Annotated in this window: 16 protein-coding genes and 1 pseudogene; 5 read left to right on the forward strand and 12 right to left on the reverse strand. The window is 63.7% G+C overall.

Features of this window, described 5'->3' with window-relative positions:
* Positions 1-34: 34 nt before the first annotated feature.
* Both BN2476_RS21120 and BN2476_RS21125 read right to left on the reverse strand, forming a co-directional pair.
* On the reverse strand, positions 35-736 hold the full coding sequence (locus BN2476_RS21120; RefSeq protein WP_087736160.1) for a nitroreductase: 702 nt from the start codon (positions 734-736) through the stop codon (positions 35-37).
* A 216-nt stretch (positions 737-952) separates the two neighbouring features.
* Positions 953-1,387, reverse strand: a pseudogene (locus tag BN2476_RS21125) (thiolase C-terminal domain-containing protein); the annotation flags it as partial.
* A 17-nt stretch (positions 1,388-1,404) separates the two neighbouring features.
* Here BN2476_RS21125 and BN2476_RS21130 point away from each other — a divergent pair.
* Positions 1,405-1,821, forward strand: a complete 417-nt coding sequence (locus BN2476_RS21130; RefSeq protein WP_235850917.1) for a hypothetical protein — start codon at positions 1,405-1,407, stop codon at positions 1,819-1,821.
* Between the two features lie 81 nt (positions 1,822-1,902).
* On the opposite strand, the gene BN2476_RS21135 is transcribed toward BN2476_RS21130, so the two are convergent.
* The 4 genes from BN2476_RS21135 to BN2476_RS21150 all read right to left on the reverse strand — a co-directional run bounded on the left by BN2476_RS21135 (position 1,903) and on the right by BN2476_RS21150 (position 7,839).
* Positions 1,903-2,517 (reverse strand): HD domain-containing protein, encoded by a 615-nt coding sequence (locus BN2476_RS21135; RefSeq protein ID WP_087736110.1) that lies wholly within the window; start codon positions 2,515-2,517, stop codon positions 1,903-1,905.
* A 91-nt stretch (positions 2,518-2,608) separates the two neighbouring features.
* Positions 2,609-3,658 (reverse strand): patatin-like phospholipase family protein, encoded by a 1,050-nt coding sequence (locus BN2476_RS21140; RefSeq protein WP_087736111.1) that lies wholly within the window; start codon positions 3,656-3,658, stop codon positions 2,609-2,611.
* 145 nt (positions 3,659-3,803) lie between these two features.
* Entirely contained in the window at positions 3,804-7,262 is a 3,459-nt protein-coding gene (locus tag BN2476_RS21145) for an adenylate/guanylate cyclase domain-containing protein (RefSeq protein ID WP_087736112.1), read from the reverse strand.
* Between the two features lie 295 nt (positions 7,263-7,557).
* Positions 7,558-7,839, reverse strand: coding sequence for a hypothetical protein (locus BN2476_RS21150; RefSeq protein WP_087736113.1), 282 nt, complete (start codon positions 7,837-7,839; stop codon positions 7,558-7,560).
* Between the two features lie 941 nt (positions 7,840-8,780).
* Between BN2476_RS21150 and BN2476_RS21155 the strand changes: the two genes are divergently transcribed.
* The 3 genes from BN2476_RS21155 to BN2476_RS21165 all read left to right on the forward strand — a co-directional run bounded on the left by BN2476_RS21155 (position 8,781) and on the right by BN2476_RS21165 (position 9,620).
* Positions 8,781-8,978 (forward strand): hypothetical protein, encoded by a 198-nt coding sequence (locus BN2476_RS21155; protein ID WP_087736114.1) that lies wholly within the window; start codon positions 8,781-8,783, stop codon positions 8,976-8,978.
* Positions 8,979-9,201: 223 nt separating this feature from the next.
* The gene (phaP, locus tag BN2476_RS21160) at positions 9,202-9,414 is read left to right on the forward strand and encodes a TIGR01841 family phasin (RefSeq protein WP_087736115.1); all 213 of its coding nucleotides are present in this window, start codon (positions 9,202-9,204) and stop codon (positions 9,412-9,414) included.
* Positions 9,390-9,620 carry a hypothetical protein gene (locus tag BN2476_RS21165; RefSeq protein WP_087736116.1) on the forward strand — a complete coding sequence of 77 codons (231 nt, stop codon included), beginning with the start codon at positions 9,390-9,392 and terminating at the stop codon, positions 9,618-9,620. The genes phaP and BN2476_RS21165 overlap by 25 nt, the downstream gene beginning before the upstream one ends.
* 126 nt (positions 9,621-9,746) lie before the next feature.
* Here the strand turns inward: BN2476_RS21165 and BN2476_RS21170 are convergent, their stop codons facing one another.
* The 4 genes from BN2476_RS21170 to BN2476_RS21185 all read right to left on the reverse strand — a co-directional run bounded on the left by BN2476_RS21170 (position 9,747) and on the right by BN2476_RS21185 (position 14,751).
* Entirely contained in the window at positions 9,747-10,181 is a 435-nt protein-coding gene (locus BN2476_RS21170) for an RbsD/FucU family protein (protein WP_087736117.1), read from the reverse strand.
* A gap of 90 nt (positions 10,182-10,271) precedes the next feature.
* Positions 10,272-11,837, reverse strand: a complete 1,566-nt coding sequence (locus BN2476_RS21175; RefSeq protein ID WP_087736118.1) for a UxaA family hydrolase — start codon at positions 11,835-11,837, stop codon at positions 10,272-10,274.
* Positions 11,837-13,432 carry an aldehyde dehydrogenase (NADP(+)) gene (locus BN2476_RS21180; RefSeq protein ID WP_087736119.1) on the reverse strand — a complete coding sequence of 532 codons (1,596 nt, stop codon included), beginning with the start codon at positions 13,430-13,432 and terminating at the stop codon, positions 11,837-11,839. Before BN2476_RS21180 ends, BN2476_RS21175 begins: the two co-directional genes overlap by 1 nt.
* A gap of 104 nt (positions 13,433-13,536) precedes the next feature.
* Complete coding sequence (locus BN2476_RS21185; RefSeq protein WP_087736120.1) at positions 13,537-14,751, reverse strand: fumarylacetoacetate hydrolase family protein; 1,215 nt, start codon at positions 14,749-14,751, stop codon at positions 13,537-13,539.
* Positions 14,752-14,936: 185 nt separating this feature from the next.
* On the opposite strand from BN2476_RS21185, the gene BN2476_RS21190 reads away from it, so the two are divergent.
* The gene (locus BN2476_RS21190; RefSeq protein WP_087736121.1) at positions 14,937-15,893 is read left to right on the forward strand and encodes a LysR substrate-binding domain-containing protein; all 957 of its coding nucleotides are present in this window, start codon (positions 14,937-14,939) and stop codon (positions 15,891-15,893) included.
* Positions 15,894-15,977: 84 nt separating this feature from the next.
* On the opposite strand, the gene BN2476_RS21195 is transcribed toward BN2476_RS21190, so the two are convergent.
* Both BN2476_RS21195 and BN2476_RS21200 read right to left on the reverse strand, forming a co-directional pair.
* Entirely contained in the window at positions 15,978-17,063 is a 1,086-nt protein-coding gene (locus tag BN2476_RS21195; protein ID WP_087736122.1) for an aldo/keto reductase, read from the reverse strand.
* A gap of 6 nt (positions 17,064-17,069) precedes the next feature.
* Complete coding sequence (locus BN2476_RS21200; protein WP_160111740.1) at positions 17,070-18,173, reverse strand: LacI family DNA-binding transcriptional regulator; 1,104 nt, start codon at positions 18,171-18,173, stop codon at positions 17,070-17,072.
* Positions 18,174-18,363 lie beyond the last annotated feature (190 nt).

An 18,363-nucleotide genomic window follows, 5' to 3' on the forward strand; every position in this document is an offset into this window, starting at 1 on the left:
GTGACTCGCCGTGTCGTCTGCCGTAGTCAATCGGTCAGGAATCGAATCCGAGGAAACTGGAAAAGCCTTGGACAGGCTCACGCGCCATATCGAGACTGTTTAGCGCCGACCTTTCGTCCGCGAACCCAAGACTCATGCCGCAGACAACGTCGAAACCCGCAGGAAATCCCAAGTGCGTCGATATGACGTCCTGATAGCGCGCGAATGAAACCTGCGGACACGTATTCAAACCGACGGCGCTCGCTGCAATCATCACGGTTTGAATAAAGATGCCGCAATCGAGCCAGCTGTACTTGCTTAGAGAAGAATCGACGGCAAATATCAGGCCGACGGGTGCGCCGAAAAAATCGAAGTTCCTTGCCGTCGCACGAGCACGCTCCTGGATGTCCGTCTTCGAAATCCCTAGCGCGCCGTAATACGTCGCGCCAAACGCTTCCTGCCTCGTTCGCATGGCATCGGGCAACGGGTCGGGCAAGTGTCGCAATGGCGGATGGCGATCTTCAATTTGGGCTCGCCTCAATGCATCGCTAAGCGACAACTTATCTTCGCCCGCCAATACATAGACCCGCCAGGGCTGTGTATTCGAGTTACTGGGCGCGGATCGTGCGACATCGAGAATCTGTTCGATAACGTGACGTGAAATGGCATCCGGCTTGAAGCATCTGACGGCGCGACGCGATCTGATGACTGCGTCGACGATGGATGCGTTCGGATGAGAGTGGCGGTCGAGTTCCATGAGTAGATCGTGCTTGCCAGGTTCATTGCGATGATGACATATCGAATGCATTGATCGCTGTGAAATCTGTGCAAGCCAGAAATGAATGCGGCAGGGGCGGACGTAACGCGATGCGGCCGAACTGCTCGGCGACGGCCGCCAGTAGACCGGGCATCTCACTGCAACGAGCGCACGGGAGTCTGCTTACGGCTCACTCGTGCGCACGAGCCTTCCCGTTCAGGTGGACAGAATCGTGACGAGTGCCACAGCGGAATCGCCGGCCAGTTGGCCACCGTTGTTTTCGGCGAGCGCCACCTTCGCGCCAGGGCGTTGCCGCGCGCCTGCTGTGCCGCGCAGCTGCCGCGTGAGCTCGACGATCTGCGCAACGCCCGTCGCGCCGACGGGATGGCCCCGCGACAGCAGACCTCCGCTGGGATTGACCGACACGCGGCCGCCGATACCCGTATCGCCGGAGCGGATCAGCCGTGGCGCATCGCCGGGCGCGCACAGGCCAAGGTTTTCGTAGTGGATGAGTTCAGCGGGCGCGGACGCATCGTGCAACTCGACGACGTGTACATCCGATGGACCGATGCCCGCTTCTTCATAGGCGGCATTCGCCGCGCGGACCGCGACGAGTTCGCCCGACCCGTCGGCCTTCGCGACAGACGGGGACGTTCGTTGAAATTTCGATGCAGGACGTAGCCGCGTGGTGCGCGCTGTTTGCGTCGGGCACTCCCGCGCCTCGCGGAATCGTTGTCTTGTGTATCGACGGCCATGTGTGGCTCGAGAGCGACGAGCGTCTCGCGGCGGATGCCCTCGTCGAGTGCGCGAAGCGGGCGCGGTGCGCTTCGCCGACACGAACGTCCGCCGTCGCCGCGCTGGCCGATGCTGGCGTACGCGCCGTGCCGATCGCGCGCGTGCACGAACTCATCGCAGACGGCGATTTTCTCGCGGATGTGCTGAGCGTCGCGCGCGACGCCAATGGCACCTTCTGGCCGGTCCTGAAGATGCCGTATCGGCTTTCGGACACGCCGGCCCGCATTTGCAACGTACCGGGCGAACCACGCTCCCCGATGGTATCGGCCGCATGCGGGAGCCTGACGTAGGTTCTCCATGACACGAATCGCTGACCGGCTCGCTTGTCGAATGCGTGACAACGTGCATGTGCCGAAATGCAGCTTGCTGGTTCATCGCGGCATCGGCAGGTCCAGCCGCCACGTCAGATTGCGGCGGGCGCGCGTTTCGCAGCGAGCATGGAAAAAGTCCGTGAGATAGATGCGGGGACGTGCCAGCAGGCCGCCCAGGATGTTCCGTTCGTGCAGGTCGTACGCGCGATCGTCGAGGTCCGGACGCTCTGCACGCAGGCGTCCCCCATCCCGGCAAAAGCGGCTGCGCGAAGCGCCGAGCACTGCGAGGTCGATATCGCACGCGAAACGTTCGTCCAGTCCGTCCGGCACACGCGTATGCCGCGTCGCGAGAATCATGTCGCAAATGCGCTCACCCGCCGCGATACGGCCGTCCGCCCATTGCCGGAACCAGTTCGTGCTGCGTTGCTCGTTGTCCCGCGCGCCGGGCGTGTAGATCACGTCGTGGCACCACAATGCAAGCTCGACGGCATCGGGATGCGGAATCTCGTCGCGCGCCCGGTCGAGATCGCGCAAGCAGCGGCGCACATGCAGCAACGTGTGGTAATGACGCGCGGGTTCCGCGTAGCGCTGCGCGAGGTCGGCGCAAACGGCCTCGGCACGCGCGCCGCCGCTGCGTGACCACAATTCGATGAAGCGCGCCTGCGTCTGCGTCATTCCGTTCGATTCCCGTCATGTGCCGATGCGCACTCTTTCGGCGCGGCGCGCAACGCGGCGTCGCCGTCCTGTGCTGAGCGCGTCGCGATGTTCAAAGAAACTCCCTGCGAATGTCGATGCTCGATCGTTGCCCGATGTTGCGGTAGTGATGCATGAGCCACATATCCGCCTCGTGCCGCCCCTTGTCGTGCAGCCCGCACAGGAAATCCCAATCGGCGTTGTACTTGCTGGACACGCTCAGCGTGCACATCGCGTCGTCGGATCGAATCGAATGGATCAGCATTTCCTTCATCTCGCCGCGCTCGATCTTGCCTTGCTGGATCAGCTCGGTCACGAATGCGACCGCTCGCATTTCGCGCATCAGCGACGAGTTGAAGCTGATTTCGTTGATGCGATTGAGAATCTCGGCGGCCGAGGTCGGCACGCCCCGGCGAACGAGCGGATTGATGTGGACGATCACGATGTCGCGCGTATTGCAGTTGTAGATCAGCGGGTAGATGGCAGGGTTGCCCATGTAGCCGCCATCCCAGTAGTGCTCGCCGTCGATGGAGATTGCCTGGAACAGCGTCGGCACGCACGCGGACGCGAGCACGGCGTCCACACAGACGTCGTCGCCCGTGAAGAGGCGGATCTTCCCGGTCTCCACGTTGGTCGCGCACAGGAAGAGACGAATAGGGCAGTGCTTTCGCAACGCGGCGAAGTCGACCTGGCTTTCGAGCACCTCGCGCAGCGGATTCAGATTGTTTGGATTGAACTGGTAGGGCGAGAAGATGCGCAGCATCATGTCGGCAAACGCGTAGAGCGGCGAATGGTCGAGTCCGAAGCTATGCGTCCCTTTCAGCCAGGGCATCCAGCGCAGCGGGTTGTAGCGGTCGGCGGAATGCGAGACGGCGCGCCAGAAGTCGTGCAGCGCCTGGCGTGCCCCGTCCGCGCCGCCTTTCGACAACCCGTACGCGAGCACGGTGGCATTCATCGCGCCGGCGCTGGTTGCACTCACGCCCTCGATCGTCAGACGGTCGTCCTCGAGCAGCCGGTCGAGCACGCCCCACGTATACGCGCCGTGCATCCCGCCGCCCTGCAACGCCAGCGCGACCGGCTTGCGCGCGTCGTCGCCTTGAGCTCTTGTGTTCTTCGTCGTCATTTTCTGTCTCGTCGATCGCTGCGGAACGTATTGCGCATCCGGCGCGGTGCGCCAGCCAGTCTCGCGCCGATGCGCCGCTCGACAGCCGGCGAGATCGGCTCGATCAAGGCCCGATCAAGGCCCGATCAAGGCCCGGTCAGGCCCGTCATCCTGCACCCGACGCCAGTGCATCGAGCAATGCTTTGGCCTCTCGCATATCGGCGGTGTCGAATCCCTCCGACAAGCCGTCGTACACCTGGGACAACACCTGCCGCGCGTCGGCCGCCTTGCCCTCGTCCTGCCACAGACGGGCGAGGCTCGACGCGGCGCGCAACTCGAGCGATCTCGCGCCCAGACGGCGAGACACGTCGAGCGCCTTGCGAAAACAGTGTTCGGCTTCGTCGCGGCGAGCCGATGCGCGATCGCCGTCACTCTTCGCTCCGAGCAACAGGCTGCCCTTGATCCGATGCAGTTCCGCCTCGTACCAATGCTCGCCTGACTTTTCGACGATCGCCATTGCTTCTTCGAGTGCTCCGAGGCCGCTCTTCGTGTCACCCGCGCGCCGGTAGCTGTCGGCAAGGAGCGCCAGAAAATACGGGCGATGGTCTTCGCCACCGGCGGCGCGATCGGCGGCGAGGCCTTGCCGCATCTGGGCGATCCCATCGTCGATATCTCCCAGCTCGCTCAACACCCAGCCGCGGAAAATGGTTCCCCACGCGAGCCAGTAGGCCAATCCCTGTTCGGTCGAGAGCGTGATGACGGCTTCGGCATGCTCGCGGGCCAGCGGCGATTCGCGCCTAAGCTGATGCAATTCGGCAGCGTAGGCGAGGGCGAATGCGAGATTCGGGCCGTAGGCGAGCTTATGCGCAAGGACAAGCGCCTCCTGGCAGCGCTTGCGGGCCTGATCTGGGCATCCCTGAAGCCACAAGGTCAGGGCGAGGAAGTTCAGCGCACGGATGCCGGGGTCCACGCCGTGCGAGAAGGAATGAGCCTGATGCTGCTCCGGATCGTAGATCGCAAGCGCCTGTTCGGTATGGTTGCGGGCGTCGTCGAGGTTCCCCTGCAGGAACTGGCACGCGCCGAGAGCGCCATGCGCCTCGACGAGCAGGGCAGGGTCGTTTGCATGCCGCGCCACGTCGAGCATCTGCTTGCCCAGTTCGCGCGCCGTCGCGTATTCACCGTGCGTCATGAAATGGATTCGCAGGCCCAGTTGCGCCGCGAAGCGCTGCGCCGCGTCGCCTGTCTGCTCGCACAACGCGAGCGCGCGGGTATAGGCCGCAGCGACTTCCGGCGAGCCGTAACCTCGCACGGACATCAACGCCGGCCCCAATGACAGCCGCAGCGCCAGTTCCCTTTGCCTGCGCTCCGGCGTGTCGGGCAGACGTTCGAGCAACGTCAGCGCCGCTTCCAGGTGATGCATCGCATCGAGATGTGCGGCATGGCGGAGCGCCAGTTGCGCGGCGCGATGCAGATACTCGACGGCCTTCGGAAGGTTTCCGCTCAAGCTGTAGTGATGCGCCAGTTCGCTGCTGTAATCGGCGATGCTGGCGGGAAACAGCGCCTCGATCGCCTGCGCGGTTCGCTCGTGCAGCGCGCTGCGCCGCTCGGTGAGCAGCGAGTGCCCGGCAACTTCCTGCGTGAGGGCGTGCTTGAACGAATAATCCACTTCCGGAAACGCGGGCCGCTCGTAAATGAACTCCGCGGCTTCCAGATGAGAGAGAAGCTGGCGCAGATCGTCGTCCGCACGCGCGATCTGGTCGCCGCAGATGAGCCGCACCAGGCTGAACGAAAATTCCTTGCCGATCACGGCGAGCGTCTGCAGCAGTTCCTTCTCGGCGACGGGGAGCCGATCGATACGGCCCGCAAGCACGCCTTCGACGGTCGTCGGAATATGCAACGTCGCGGGAGGGCGCTCGATCCGGTAGCGGCCGGGCTCGCCGAGCAGCGATTTTTCCTCCGCGAGCGTCTGGACCACTTCCTCCATGAAGAACGGATTGCCTTCCGTCTTCTCCAGGATCAGCTGCTTGAGCGGCGCGAGGCCAGGATCATCGCCGAGCAGCGCTGCAAGCAGTCCCTGTGCTTCGGCGGGACCAAGAGGCTCGAGCCGTAGCCGGGTGTACTGATTCTCGTGTTGCCAGCCAGGCCGGTACTCGGGCCGATAGTTCACGAGAAGCAGAATCCGCGTTTTCGGCACGCGTTCGATCAGGTAGGCGAGGAAGGCTTCCGTTTCGCTGTCCAGCCATTGCAGGTCCTCGAACAGCAGCTCGATCGGCTGGTCCTGGCTCTCGCGCGCGAGAAGCTGCGTGATCGCGTCGAAGGTCCGGTCGCGACGGATCTTGGCGTCCATCTCCTCCAGTGCCGAACCGGGTTCGCCGATGCCCAGCAGAAAGAGCAGGTAAGGCACGAGATCCTCGAAGCTGCGCTGGAGTATGAGCGCCTTGCCCATCATCTTTTCGCGACATCGACGCTCGTCGTCCCGCGCGGTGATCTGGAAGTAGTTCTTCAGGAGTTCGATCAGCGGCAAATTGGCAAAGGCCTTGCCATGCGATACCGAGAACGTTTCGAGCACCAGGCAGCCGTGTCGCGAACGCTCTTTGAATTCATGGAACAGCCGCGACTTCCCGACACCGGCTTCACCGACCACGCCGACGACCTGCCCGCGCCCCTCTCGGGTCATCTCGAGCGCCTTGTTCAGGTGCTCCATTTCGACCTCGCGGCCGACAAACCGGGCCAGTCCGCGATGCGCTGCCAATTGCAGGCGCGTGCGCAGTGCGCCGGGGCCGAGGACTTCGTACACCGACAGCGGCGCGCGAATGCCCTTCAGTTGGGTAGCCCCCAATGCCTTGAACTCGAAATAACCTTCGGCCAGCTTGTGGGTCGACTCGCTGACCAGAATCGACGTGGGGGCGGCGATCCCTTCCATGCGCGACGCAATGTGGATCGTATGCCCGACGGGGTCGTAATCGGTGTGCAGGTCATCGGTGCGGATCGAACGCACGACGACTTCGCCCGTATGGACGCCGACGCGGATCTGCAGCGGAATGCCTTTCTCCAGACGGATACGGTCGGCGTGGCGGCGCATCGCCGCCTGCATGCGCAGCGCCGCGAAGAGTGCGCGCTGCGGATGGTCCTCATGGGCGATCGGCGCGCCGAACAGCGCGAGGATGCCGTCACCGAGCGACTTCGCCACATAGCCTTCATAGTAGTGAACGGCCTCCATCATCAGCGCGACGACGGGTTCGATCAGGCGATGCGCCTCCTCCGGGTCCAGATCGTGGATCAACGCGGTGGAGCCGGCCATGTCCGCGAACAGCGCGGTGACGGTCTTGCGCTCGCCGGCCGTTTCGCCCCGCGCGTCCATCGCCGCCTGCTCGGCCAGGATACGTTCGGCGAGGTGGTGCGGCGTGTAATGGATAGGCGCCGGGGACGGCGACGAGACAGACTGCGGGCGCGGGACAGGCGGCGCGGATGCATCGGTTAGCGGCGCGCCGCATGCATTGCAGAATCTGGCTGAAGGACTCGCCTCATGGCCGCAGCGCGGACATGCGCGCGACAGCATGGCCCCGCACGCCTCGCAGAATTGCGCCCCGGTGAGGTTTTCGAATCCGCAGTTTGCGCAGCGCATACTCCCTTCCCATGCCGAGCGCCATTATTTGAAGATTATGCTCCTCGTCCGTTTGCGGCAAATCCCGGTTGAACCGCAAACGCGGGTGAACTGCGCAGTCGGAGTCGAGGCGCGGGGAGGGAGGTCCAACGTGCTGAATGAACGGCACGCCGGTGTGTCGATCGAGAGGGTATTGCAGGGAAAGAAGTCACGGTTCGCGCAGGCGTCGACGATCTGTACCCGGACGTGAAGTGACGATCGCCGTGCCGCGTGGTGCGACGGGGCGCTGGCTGACCTGCGCCCCGCGACCAGTCGATCAATTGCCGCGATACATCGGGTTGGCGTTATCGGCCATGGACGGGCCACCCGACTCATAGCTAACGGGCTCGCCCCCGCCGACACCACTATGGCGTTCGTCCATCATGCGTCCCTGGTCTTCTTCCACGGCCAACGTTTGAGCGCTTTGTCCGCGTTGCGATGCAGGTGCGCCGGCATCGGGGCGATAGTACGGCGCGGGGCCGTAGCCGCTCGCGAAGGCGGGCGCGGCCAGCGAGGCGGAGCTTGCAATCAGCAGAGTGGCGATAAGTTTCGTCTTCATGGGTAGTCCTATATTAATAATTGAATGCCCGAATGCAACCGGATCAGGATCATTGGGGCGCGCTATTCAACGTTGATGGAATGATGTAAAGACCCGCCGCGCGCAGACAGAGAGGCTCGAACGAACAAGACCATCGCGGGAATCCAGTCAATGTTGCTGACGCCGCAGCGAAAGCACGGAATCGGTCGTTGTCGCGTCCATCGCTGCAAATGCACGGGTTGTGCCAAACCGGACCGATAAGGCTCGTGAACGACCGCAAGCCCAGAAAAACAAAAAGGTTTCGGGCTCGACCGCAACCTCTTCCGGCGAACCCGAGGCGCGACGATGTCCGGCTGCCAGCTAACACTTCCCAGTTCGCTGTCTGATCTGATCCAACAGAGCCCGCTTGCGTCCACGCGTTGGCGGATTCGACTCAGTGAGCGTTTTTTCGTGGGGTCGTGATGCGACAGAACAGATTTGGAAAAGACCGATACACCGAGGCTCGTATGCCGAGTAAATTTGGACCGCTAAACTTAGGATAACTTCACGCGAGAGTTTTAAAAACAAAGAATCAATTCAGCCAAAAAAGCATACCAAAATCAATAAGCGACTTTTGAATCTGGGATTGATTTGATCTGTCGGGAATGGACGTTTCAAGCCCCTCGGGGACCTCTCGCCTTACGGGCCGCTAACTTGAAAGCCGCGTCGGAGAAGGCGGTCGCGGCAGATCTTCGTATGACAAAACACGCTCTATCATCGATGTGGTTCTAATGCATTATTTTCATGCCGTATCGTCCCGAATTCCGATTTAACATTTGGGTCCCGGCCTGAGCTACCGGATTCGCAGGTCCGGAATAAAAGAGACTGGAACGAACTACTGAAATATCAAGCGGCGTTTGCATCAATGGGTAATTAATGCTTGCAGGCAACGTTTAATCCAGAGAATACGGAGCGAGACAAACATGCTGAGCCCTCACGAATTCGCTACTCTCATGCTGGTCAAGGCCGCGCACGAACAGATCGACTTTAGTCGCGAAGAACTGGATACGCTTCTGGAGCGGCAGCTGGTAGCGCTGGAAAGATTGGCATCCGGAGTGCAGCGTCCTCGTCTTACCATCCACGGGGTTTCGGTCCTTCAGGCCGTTACCCGAAAACACTAAGTTCGCGCGGACCCGGAACCCTATCCGCGGAATCATCTCGCAAGGCCTTAGGGGCAGGTGTATCGCCGTTCGTCGTACGCGTGATGTGTTCCGAAGATGGGCGACGAACGAATCAATCTCGCTTCACCGCCTGAAAACACCCGTCATGCGCGTGCCACTTCCGGCGCGCATCATTGGTTTGCGTATGTCATCCGCAGTGTGACGCTCGACTCGGACATTCGAACTGGCGCAGAACTCGTTGTCGGTGAAGGAGCCTCAGGATTGGCTCGCGTTGCAGAACAGCCTTGCTGCGCCGATGGCGGAGAAGGTGCAGGTCTACAGCCGTCATGCATTCGACATCGTGTTGGCAACGCAAGCCGAACTTGCACGGATTACACAGGCGCAATGTGAAGCCGCTTACCAGGAGACGTTATGCACTTCTATCACCACGGTGTAGCGATACAACCGTTGATTGCAAGAAGCGGCAATACTTTTGTCGCGCGCGTATCCATTCTCGAGGAGGATGGCGAGATCACCTCGCTTGGTGATCTCGGGCATTTCGCGAACCGGCAATCGGCGTTCGCGTTTGCCGTGAAGTGCGGTACTGCATTCGTCGACGAAGAGCCGATGCCGCGCCCTCCCTGTGATATCCGGCACGCTTGAAGCGTAGCGGCAGGCTGCCGTTCAAATTCTTCTGGCGGCGTGGGTTCTGCGGCTGGCGCCGCGAACCGGCGAAAAAGGCGCCGCATATACGCCGGGTGCAGGCTTCGTCCTGTGCGCACAATAGGTTCAACCCGCCACTGGCGGCACGACCCCTTTCTTGAGCAGCAGATTGCCGTAGGGCCGCGTTTCACCCGTCTGCACGATGGCAAAACCGGCTCTCGCCCGCGCGTAGAACTCATTGCGCGCGAGCCCCTCGGCATCGGGGGCGCCATGGAGCTTCAGCACGCGTTGAAGGTCGAGCGTTGCGGGCGGAGGCGCGGGCAACGGGTCGATCGGCGTCATGACCCAGGCGGCGCAAGGCACTGCTTCGTCTAACGGAAATAGGCGTAGCACCTCGTTCGCGAGTTCCGCCGATTTGCAGCACGGCAACCGGATCAACTGACGCGCGTGAGAAGCAGCGGGGAAATTGGCGTCGACCAGCGCGATCTCGTCGCCGTGACCCATCGAGGCAAGCGTGAAGAGCAGATCCGGCAACAATAGCGGAGAGATTCCCTTTAGCATTTTCGATTCACCTCGTGCTATTTCGGAAGGCGGGTTTCGACCGGCATTCGGACAGCATGCCGCACGCCGACGAAAACAAAGCGACGGGACTCAGGTGATGGCCCCGAGTTGCCACGGCACGAACTCGTTCTGGCCGTATCCGTGCAGTTCGCTTTTCGACTTCTCGCCGGAAGCGGTCGCCAGCATCAGCTGGAAAATCTCCTCGCCCAACTCGTCGACGGTGCGCGTACCGTCGATGACCGCGCCGCAGTTGAGATCGATATCCTCCTGCTGCCGCTGCCAGAGCGCCGTGTTGGTTCCGAGCTTCAGCGATGGCGACGGCGCGCATCCATAAGCCGATCCGCGTCCCGTCGTAAAGCAGATCAGGTTCGCGCCGCCCGCAACCTGTCCCGTGGCGGAGACGGGATCGTAGCCGGGCGTATCCATGAACACGAGGCCGTGCGCATCGACCTGTCCGGCGTAACTGTAGACATCGACCAGGTTCGTCGTGCCGCCCTTGGCCACTGCCCCGAGGGATTTTTCGAGGATCGTCGTGAGGCCGCCCGCCTTGTTGCCCGCCGACGGGTTGTTGTCGAGACTCGCGTCCATCCGCGCGCAGTACGCTTCCCACCAGCGGATGCGGGCGATCAGCTTCTCGCCCACTGCCTGCGAGACGGCACGGCGCGTGAGCAGGTGCTCGGCGCCATAGATCTCCGGCGTTTCAGAGAGAATCGCCGTGCCGCCGTGCGCGACGAGCCGGTCCACGGCTGCGCCCAAGGCGGGATTCGCGCTGATGCCCGAGTAGCCATCGGAGCCGCCGCATTGCAGGCCCACCACCAGGTGGCTCGCGTCGACGGGTTGACGCCGCACCTGATTGGCCTCGGCGAGCATGGCCTTGACCTGTTCGATGCCGGCGGCCACCGTGCGCGCGGTGCCGCCGCTGCTCTGGATCGTCAGCGTCTTCAGCGACGCGCCTCCTTCCAGCCCTTGCCCCTGCATCAGCCCGTCGATCTGGTTCGTCTCGCAGCCCAGCCCCACGATCAGCACGGCGGCGAAGTTCGGATGGCGCGCGTAGCCGCCGATCGTGCGCCGAAGCACATCGAGCGCTTCGCCGTTGGCGTCGATTGCACAGCCTTGGCCATGCGTGAGGGCCACCACGCCATCGACGTTCGGGTAGTCGGCAAGCGCGTGGGGGTTGATGTCGCGCCGGAAGTGATCGGCGATTGCGCGCGCGGCCGTGGCCGAGCAGTTCACTGACGTCAGAATGCCGATGTAGTTGCGCGTCGCCACGCGGCCATCGCCGCGGACGATGCCCTGAAACTGCGCGGGCGGACTTACGTGTGCTGTCGGCCGGATGTCGGCGCCGAACGCATAGTCCCGCTCGAACGAACCGATCGCGAGGTTGTGCGTGTGCACGTGCTCGCCCGATGCAATGGCGCGCGTCGCGAATCCGATGATCTGCCCGTAGCGTCGCAAGGGCGCGCCGGATTCGACAGCGCGCACCGCGACCTTGTGTCCAGCGGGAATCAGGCCGCGCACCGTGACGTCATCGCCGAGACGCATGCCCGCAACGAGCTGATGCCGCGCGATCACGACATCGTCGTTCGGATGCAGCCGGATGACGGGGTCCGTCGATGCGGCAGGCGCGCCCGCTGCAAATTCCGTGGTCGTAGCCATCAGATGGCCTCCATGCAGTTGTCGACGGACGCAAAGCCGCTTGTCGCGATGCCGTCGACGAGTCGCGGCAGCTTCCACGGATTCGCATCGCGCAAAGCGGGAGGAAGGCTGGCGTCGGGATAGTTCTGGTAGCACACGGGGCGCAAGAAGCGCTCGATGGCTGCGCTGCCCACCGACGTGCCGCGCGCATCCGTCGTGGCGGGATAAGGCCCGCCATGGACGATCGCATCGCTCACTTCCACGCCGGTCGGATAGCCGTTGAACAGCAGTCGCCCGACCTTGGTCTCCAGCGCCGCGAGCAACCCGGCTTGCTGCGCGAGATCGGTCCCGTTCGCAAGCACCGTCGCGGTCAGCTGGCCTTGCATCTTGTCGGCGAAGGCGACGAAATCGCGCTCGTCGTCGAGCTCGACCAGTATCGTCGAAGGACCGAATACTTCTTCTTCGAGCGCGTCGCCGGCGAGCAATGCATCGCGGTCGGCGATGAATAGATGTCCGCCGACGCGGCCATCCTGCCCGGCTGCCAGCAGTTCTTCGACGCCCGGCAGCGCACGCAAACCCGCCACACCTCGCCGGAAGTTCTCGCGAATGCCCGCGCCGAGCATCGGTTGCGGCGCGGCCTGCTCGAGCGCGTCGCGCAACGCAGTCTTGAACGTATCGAACGCCGGCGAGCGCACGCCCAGCACCAGACCGGGATTCGTGCAGAGCTGGCCGCAGCCGAACGTGACGGATGCCGCCAGTTCCCGCGCGATCTGCGCGCCGCGCTCGGCGAGCGCCGAAGGCAGCAGGAAGACGGGATTCACGCTGGACATCTCCGCGAAGACGGGGATCGGCTCGGGCCGCGCCTGTGCGAGATCGAAGAGCGCGCGGCCCGCGGCAAGCGAGCCGGTGAAGCCCACGGCCTTGATCGGCGGCGCCTTCACGAGCGCCGCGCCCGTCGCGGCCGTGCCGTAGACCATATTGAAGATGCCCGCCGGAAGGCCCGACTTCGCGACGGCGCGTACGATCGCGTCGGCCACGAGTTCGGACGTCACCATGTGGCCGGGATGCGCCTTGACCACGACGGGACAACCGGCCGCGAGCGCCGATGCCGTATCGCCGCCCGCGACCGAAAAGGCGATCGGGAAATTGCTGGCGCCGAAGACGGCCACGGGGCCCACGGCGACGCGATATTGCCGTAGATCGGGACGCGGCAGCGGTGTGCGCTCCGGCTGTGCGCGATCGATGCGAACGTCGAGAAAGTCGCCGCGCCGAACGGTGGCGGCGAACATCCGCAGTTGATTGCTTGTGCGCTTGCGCTCTCCTTCGAGACGGGCAACGGGCAACGCTGTCTCGCGGTTCGCCTCGGCGATGAACGACGCGTCCAACGCGTCGATTTCATAGGCGATCGCTTCGAGCAGCGCGGCGCGCACGCTTGGGCTCGTCGTGCGAAAGGTGCGGAACGCCTGCTGCGCCGCCTGCGCGGCTGTCGTCACTTCGGCTTGCGTGGCCTCGTAGAAGCTGACGGGATAGCGCTCGCCCGTAATCGCATCGACGCTGTGCAACGGGGTGCCGGCCGCATGACGCTCTCCGGCGATGTAGTGGTGTCCAAGGATCATCGAATCAAAACGTGAAAGTGAAATCTGTGGAGCAAGGCCGTGATGCCGTCCCGCGCCCGGACGAACGCTGCTCGATTGCGAACGAACGGTAGCCAGGGCTGAATTCAGAGCGGCTTGCCGAGCAGTCCTCGTTGCGCGAGATTGTTGATCAGCGCGCGCGCGCCGAACTGCCACGGCGCGATACGGTCGCTGCGGCCGACCCGGTTCACAAGCGTGCCTAGCGACGGCGTGGCAATCCGCACGATGTCGCCTTCCTTGTGCGTAAAGCCGCCGCCGGGCGCATCGCGGTCTTCCACAGGCGCGAACAGCGTGCCGAGGAACAACATCGCGCCGTCGGGGTACTGATGGATCGCGCCGATCGTCTGCGCGACGAGATCGAGCGGATCGCGCGTGATCTGGTTCATCGAGCTCGTGCCGACCAGCACGAAGCCGTCCTCGCCTTCGACACGCAAGCCAATTTCCGCCTGGCGCACGTGATCGATCGAAAAGCTCTCGTCGAAAAGGCGCAGAAACGGACCGATGGCCGTGGACCCGTTGTTGTCCTTCGCCTTGCCGAGCAGCAGCGCGCTGCGGCCTTCGAAGTCGCGGAGGTTGACGTCGTTGCCGAGCGTCGCGCCGAGCACCTGGCCCCGGCTGTTGATCGCGAGCACCACTTCAGGCTCCGGATTGTTCCACTCCGATTTCGGATGCAAGCCGATCTCCGTCCCCGTGCCCAGTGCGGACAGCACGGGCGCTTTCGTGAAGACCTCGGCATCCGGACCGATGCCCACTTCGAGATATTGCGACCACATGCCTTGCGCAATCAGCAGCGCCTTGAGCTCGCGCGCCTCGGTCGAGTCCGGGCGAATGCTGGCGAGGCTGTCGCCGACCAGCGCCTGGATCTTCGCGCGAATCTGCGCGGCGCCCGCGGGATCGCCCTTGGTCTGTTCTTCGATCACGCGCTCGATCAGGCTGCCCGCGAACGTGACGCCCGCCGCCTTGATGACCTGAAGGTCGCAGGGCGCGAGCAGATGCGCGCTGGTGTCGCCGCTGGCATCACCCGTGCTGGCGGGAGCGCCCGCGAGGATCGACTCGAGACTGCCGATCAGGCGGCCAGTGGCTTTGCGCACCGTGGCCACCGGGTCGTCGTGTTCCAGCAGGCTGCTCATGGTCGGCGCGACGTCGGAAATGTCGAAAACGCCATCGGCGCGCAGCACGACCACGGCCGGGCCGCCCGGCGTCGTATCGGTCGGCGGCAGCCATGCGCGTCCGACCAGCGTGCCCGTGAAGCCGTCGTCGGGAAGCGTGTCTTTGGCGTCCAGCACTAGCGGGGTAGTCATCGTTATCTCCATGGATTCTTGTTGTCGCCCGGTCGCCCGCCAGAATCGTGGCGGCACAACGGCAAGGTGCAAGGCTAAGTATGCAAGGCTAAGGTGCAACGGTACGCGCGGCTCCCATAAACATCCAATCGTTTATTCGGTAATATCGATTCCGTTTCGTTATGAGTAAGGTGTGGTTTACCTGTATGGCCAAACATCCCGCTTCCGCCGTTCCGTCGGTGTCCGTGTTGACCCGATTGCGCTTCAGGCATCTGCAGTTGCTCGATATTCTTGGGCGCACACGCAACCTGCGCATTGCCGCCGAGCAGATGCACATCACCCAGCCCGCCGCGACCAAGATACTCGGCGACACGGAGACCATATTGGGTGCGCGGCTGTTCGAGCGCCTGCCTCGCGAGATGCGTCCCACCGAACTGGGGATGTTTGCGTTGCGCTACGCCGGCGCGGCCGTCGCCGATCTCGGCAAGTTCGTGAACGAGCTGGATGCGTTGCGGATGGGCGGCCACGGTCATCTGACGGTCGGCGCGATTTCGGCGTCGGCGGCCGGGGTGGTGGCCGAGGCGATGCGGGATATCCTGCGCAAGCGCCCGCTGTTGCGAATCCGGCTCGTCGAGCAGAGCAGCGATCAACTGGTCGTGTGGCTCGAGGAAAGAAAGATCGACGTCATGGTCGGTCGCCTGACCGAGCCACATCATCAGGCGCTGTTCGATTTCGAGAAGCTGTCGCTCGAGCCCGTGTGGGTCGTATGTGGCAAGCGCCATCCGTTGCTGGACCACGCGAGGCCCGAAGTGGCCGACCTCGCCGGATGGCCGTGGATTCTGTATCCGCCAGCGACCGCTATCCGGCATCTGTTCGAAGAGACCATGGCCGCTGCCGGCATCCGTTCGCTGGTCGGCATGGTCGAGACACCGTCGATCTTCTCGGCGCTGGCGCTGCTGCAGACAACCGACATGCTGTCGCTTCAGCCGCGTGCCGCCGTCGAGAAGTACGTCGACGAAGGGTTGCTCGGGCAACTGGACGTGCCCATCCGCCGGACGATGCCGCACTACGGCATCGTCACGCGCAAGAACGAGCCGCTGTCGGAGCCGATGCAGGAGTTCATTTCGATCCTGCGCTCAGTCGCAGAGAAATCGCACGCGTGACGGCAACGCAGCAGTGCGGGCGTAGTGCGGGCGCGGCGTCTGTTCGTCCTCGCGGACGTGAAGAGCGTGCCGCAGCCCTCGCCACTAAACGGGCTCGTGTGTCGTCGCGTGGAGCGCGCCGCCTGAAGCAAGGGGCTCCGGCGCATCGGCGGGAATCAGGCCATCGGCCTTCAATGCCGCCCAGAATGCCGCCGGAATCGGCTCGGTCATTGCCGCGCAGTTCTGTCTGATCTCGCTCGCGTTTCTCGCGCCCGCGATCACGCACGCGACCGCTCGCGGCGCATCCGTGAACTGCAGCGCGGCCGCCTTCAGGTCCACGCCGAAGCGCTCGCAGTGCGCGAGAAGTCTGCGCCGCTTCTCGAGCATTTCCGCCGGCGCCTCGGCATATTCGAACGTCGTGCCGCCCACGAGCAGCCCCGAGTTGAACGGACCGCCCGCGACCAACTGCACGCCGCGAGCATCGCAAGCCGGGATCAGCGCATCGAGCGCCGACGTGTCGAGCAGCGTGTATCTTCCGGCGATCAGAAACACGTCAGGGTCCGCGTCGTTCAACGTCATCATGCACGGCTCGACCCGGTTGACGCCGAGCCCCCATGCGCCGATCACGCCCTGATCGCGCAGATCGCTCAGCGCCCGCATCGCGCCTTCGACGGCGATACGGTATTGCCGCAGCCAGTCCTCACGATGCGCATCTTCGGCGACGTCGTGGATATAGACGATATCGATGCGATCGAGTGAAAGACGCTTGAGACTCTCGTCGATGGAGCGGAGCACGCCTTGCGCCGAATAATCGAATTCGACGCGAAACGGCAGCGCGCCGACATAGCCGTGCTGGACTTCGGGAACGGACGCATCGGGAATCAGCAGGCGGCCCACTTTCGTCGAGACGACGAATTCGTCGCGCGCACGGTGCGCGAGCGCGCGGCCGAGGCGCTGTTCGGACAGACCCATGCCGTAGAACGGCGCGGTATCGAAATAGCGCATGCCGGCTTCCCATGCCGCGCTCAATGTCTCTTCAGCCGCTTCTTCGCTGACGCGCGCAAAGAGGTTGCCCAAGGGGGCCGCGCCGAAACCCAACGGTCCCGGCGGAATCAGGGCTTGCCTGTTGTTCACGGATTGCCTCGCAACGTTGATATAGGTCTCGCTCGCCGCGCCTGTGCGCCGATTCATGCCGATTCATGCGTCGGAGAGGTGCGCCTTGCTTGTGCCTTTTGATCGCCGCGCCGCGGGCTTCGCGGGCGCTTTCTGTGCGGCAAGAGCAAGCCCGCCCGGTACAGGCGGCGCGACGCACGACTGCCGGATCACCAGCTCGGGTGCGAACACGAGATGCTTGGGCGCGGCGCTCGTCCCGTTGATGCGCTCCAGCAGCAGATTGAACGCGGCTTCGGCCATTGCGTCGACGGGTTGGCGAACGGTTGTCAGCGCGGGAGAGAATGCGGCGGCCCAGGGGAAGTCGTCGATTGCGGCAACCGACACGTCGCGCGGACAGGACAAGCCCGACTCGGAGATCGCGCGCATCACGCCGATCAGCATCTGGTTGTTGGTCGCGAAGATCGCCGATGGCCGATCGTGCAACGCGAGGAGGGCGTGCGCGCAGTCGAACGCATCGTTTCCGTTGAACGCGCCGTGCCGCACGAACTCGGGCACCACGTCGAGACCGGCGCCGCGCAATGCCTCGACGAATCCGGCCAGGCGATCGCGGCCGGGCACGAGGTGCTGCTGTCCCGCGATGATCGCGACGCGCGTGTGGCCGAGGCTGATGATGTGCTGCATGATCATCCGCGATGCCGCGACGTTGTCGAGGACGACCGAGTCGTAGTCGTCGGCGCGGATGATGTGATCGACCGTGACGATCGGCATGATGCCGACGTCATTGTGCAAGTCCTTGTATGAGGCGTCGGGCCCGGCTGCGCAAATGATCGTGCCCGTGGCGAGATGCGCGCGAAGCATCTTCAGATACGAGCGCTCCTGCTCGATATCGCGTTCGCTGTCGCAAAGCAGGACCGCGTAGCCCTGCTCGCGCGCGCGCTTTTGCACCGAATGCACGAGCTCCGTGAAAAACGGGTTCGTGACGTCGGGGACGACGAGCCCGATGATCCGGGTCGCGCCTTTCTTGAGGCTGCTCGCCACGGTATTGGGCGCGTAGCCGAGCGCGGCGACAGCCTTCTTCACGCGAGTGGTCAGCTCGGGACTGACATAGGACGAGCCCGACAGCACTGCTGAGACTGTCGCGAGACTGACCTGCGCAAGGCGCGCTACATCCTTCATCGTTGATGCCACGTCGTTTTCCGATATCAGTGAATGCCCGCCATCGCGGGCTGCCGCACCTGACGCCGCCCGTCGTCGAACGGGGAAACGTCGCCACGCTGTTGCAACAGCTGTCGTCATGCGCGCGACGATCTTGCGCGAACGCTGCATGAACCGCAGCCCTTTTTATGGGGCGTCAACGAATCATATCTGCTTTCGAATC

Source organism: Paraburkholderia piptadeniae, from assembly GCF_900007165.1.
Taxonomy (GTDB): domain Bacteria; phylum Pseudomonadota; class Gammaproteobacteria; order Burkholderiales; family Burkholderiaceae; genus Paraburkholderia; species Paraburkholderia piptadeniae.

Excerpts from the sequence above, each read along its gene's own strand:
- BN2476_RS21145 (WP_087736112.1), bottom strand. The coding sequence starts at position 7,262 with ATGCGCTGCGCAAACTGCGGATTCGAAAACCTCACCGGGGCGCAATTC.
- BN2476_RS21150 (WP_087736113.1), bottom strand. The coding sequence starts at position 7,839 with ATGAAGACGAAACTTATCGCCACTCTGCTGATTGCAAGCTCCGCCTCG.
- BN2476_RS21175 (WP_087736118.1), bottom strand. The coding sequence starts at position 11,837 with ATGGCTACGACCACGGAATTTGCAGCGGGCGCGCCTGCCGCATCGACG.
- BN2476_RS21190 (WP_087736121.1), top strand. The coding sequence starts at position 14,937 with ATGGCCAAACATCCCGCTTCCGCCGTTCCGTCGGTGTCCGTGTTGACC.
- BN2476_RS21195 (WP_087736122.1), bottom strand. The coding sequence starts at position 17,063 with ATGAATCGGCGCACAGGCGCGGCGAGCGAGACCTATATCAACGTTGCG.
- BN2476_RS21170 (WP_087736117.1), bottom strand. The coding sequence starts at position 10,181 with ATGCTAAAGGGAATCTCTCCGCTATTGTTGCCGGATCTGCTCTTCACG.
- BN2476_RS21135 (WP_087736110.1), bottom strand. The coding sequence starts at position 2,517 with ATGACGCAGACGCAGGCGCGCTTCATCGAATTGTGGTCACGCAGCGGC.
- BN2476_RS21140 (WP_087736111.1), bottom strand. The coding sequence starts at position 3,658 with ATGACGACGAAGAACACAAGAGCTCAAGGCGACGACGCGCGCAAGCCG.
- BN2476_RS21165 (WP_087736116.1), top strand. The coding sequence starts at position 9,390 with ATGCACTTCTATCACCACGGTGTAGCGATACAACCGTTGATTGCAAGA.
- BN2476_RS21130 (WP_235850917.1), top strand. The coding sequence starts at position 1,405 with ATGCAGGACGTAGCCGCGTGGTGCGCGCTGTTTGCGTCGGGCACTCCC.
- BN2476_RS21155 (WP_087736114.1), top strand. The coding sequence starts at position 8,781 with ATGCTGAGCCCTCACGAATTCGCTACTCTCATGCTGGTCAAGGCCGCG.
- BN2476_RS21185 (WP_087736120.1), bottom strand. The coding sequence starts at position 14,751 with ATGACTACCCCGCTAGTGCTGGACGCCAAAGACACGCTTCCCGACGAC.
- BN2476_RS21120 (WP_087736160.1), bottom strand. The coding sequence starts at position 736 with ATGGAACTCGACCGCCACTCTCATCCGAACGCATCCATCGTCGACGCA.
- BN2476_RS21180 (WP_087736119.1), bottom strand. The coding sequence starts at position 13,432 with ATGATCCTTGGACACCACTACATCGCCGGAGAGCGTCATGCGGCCGGC.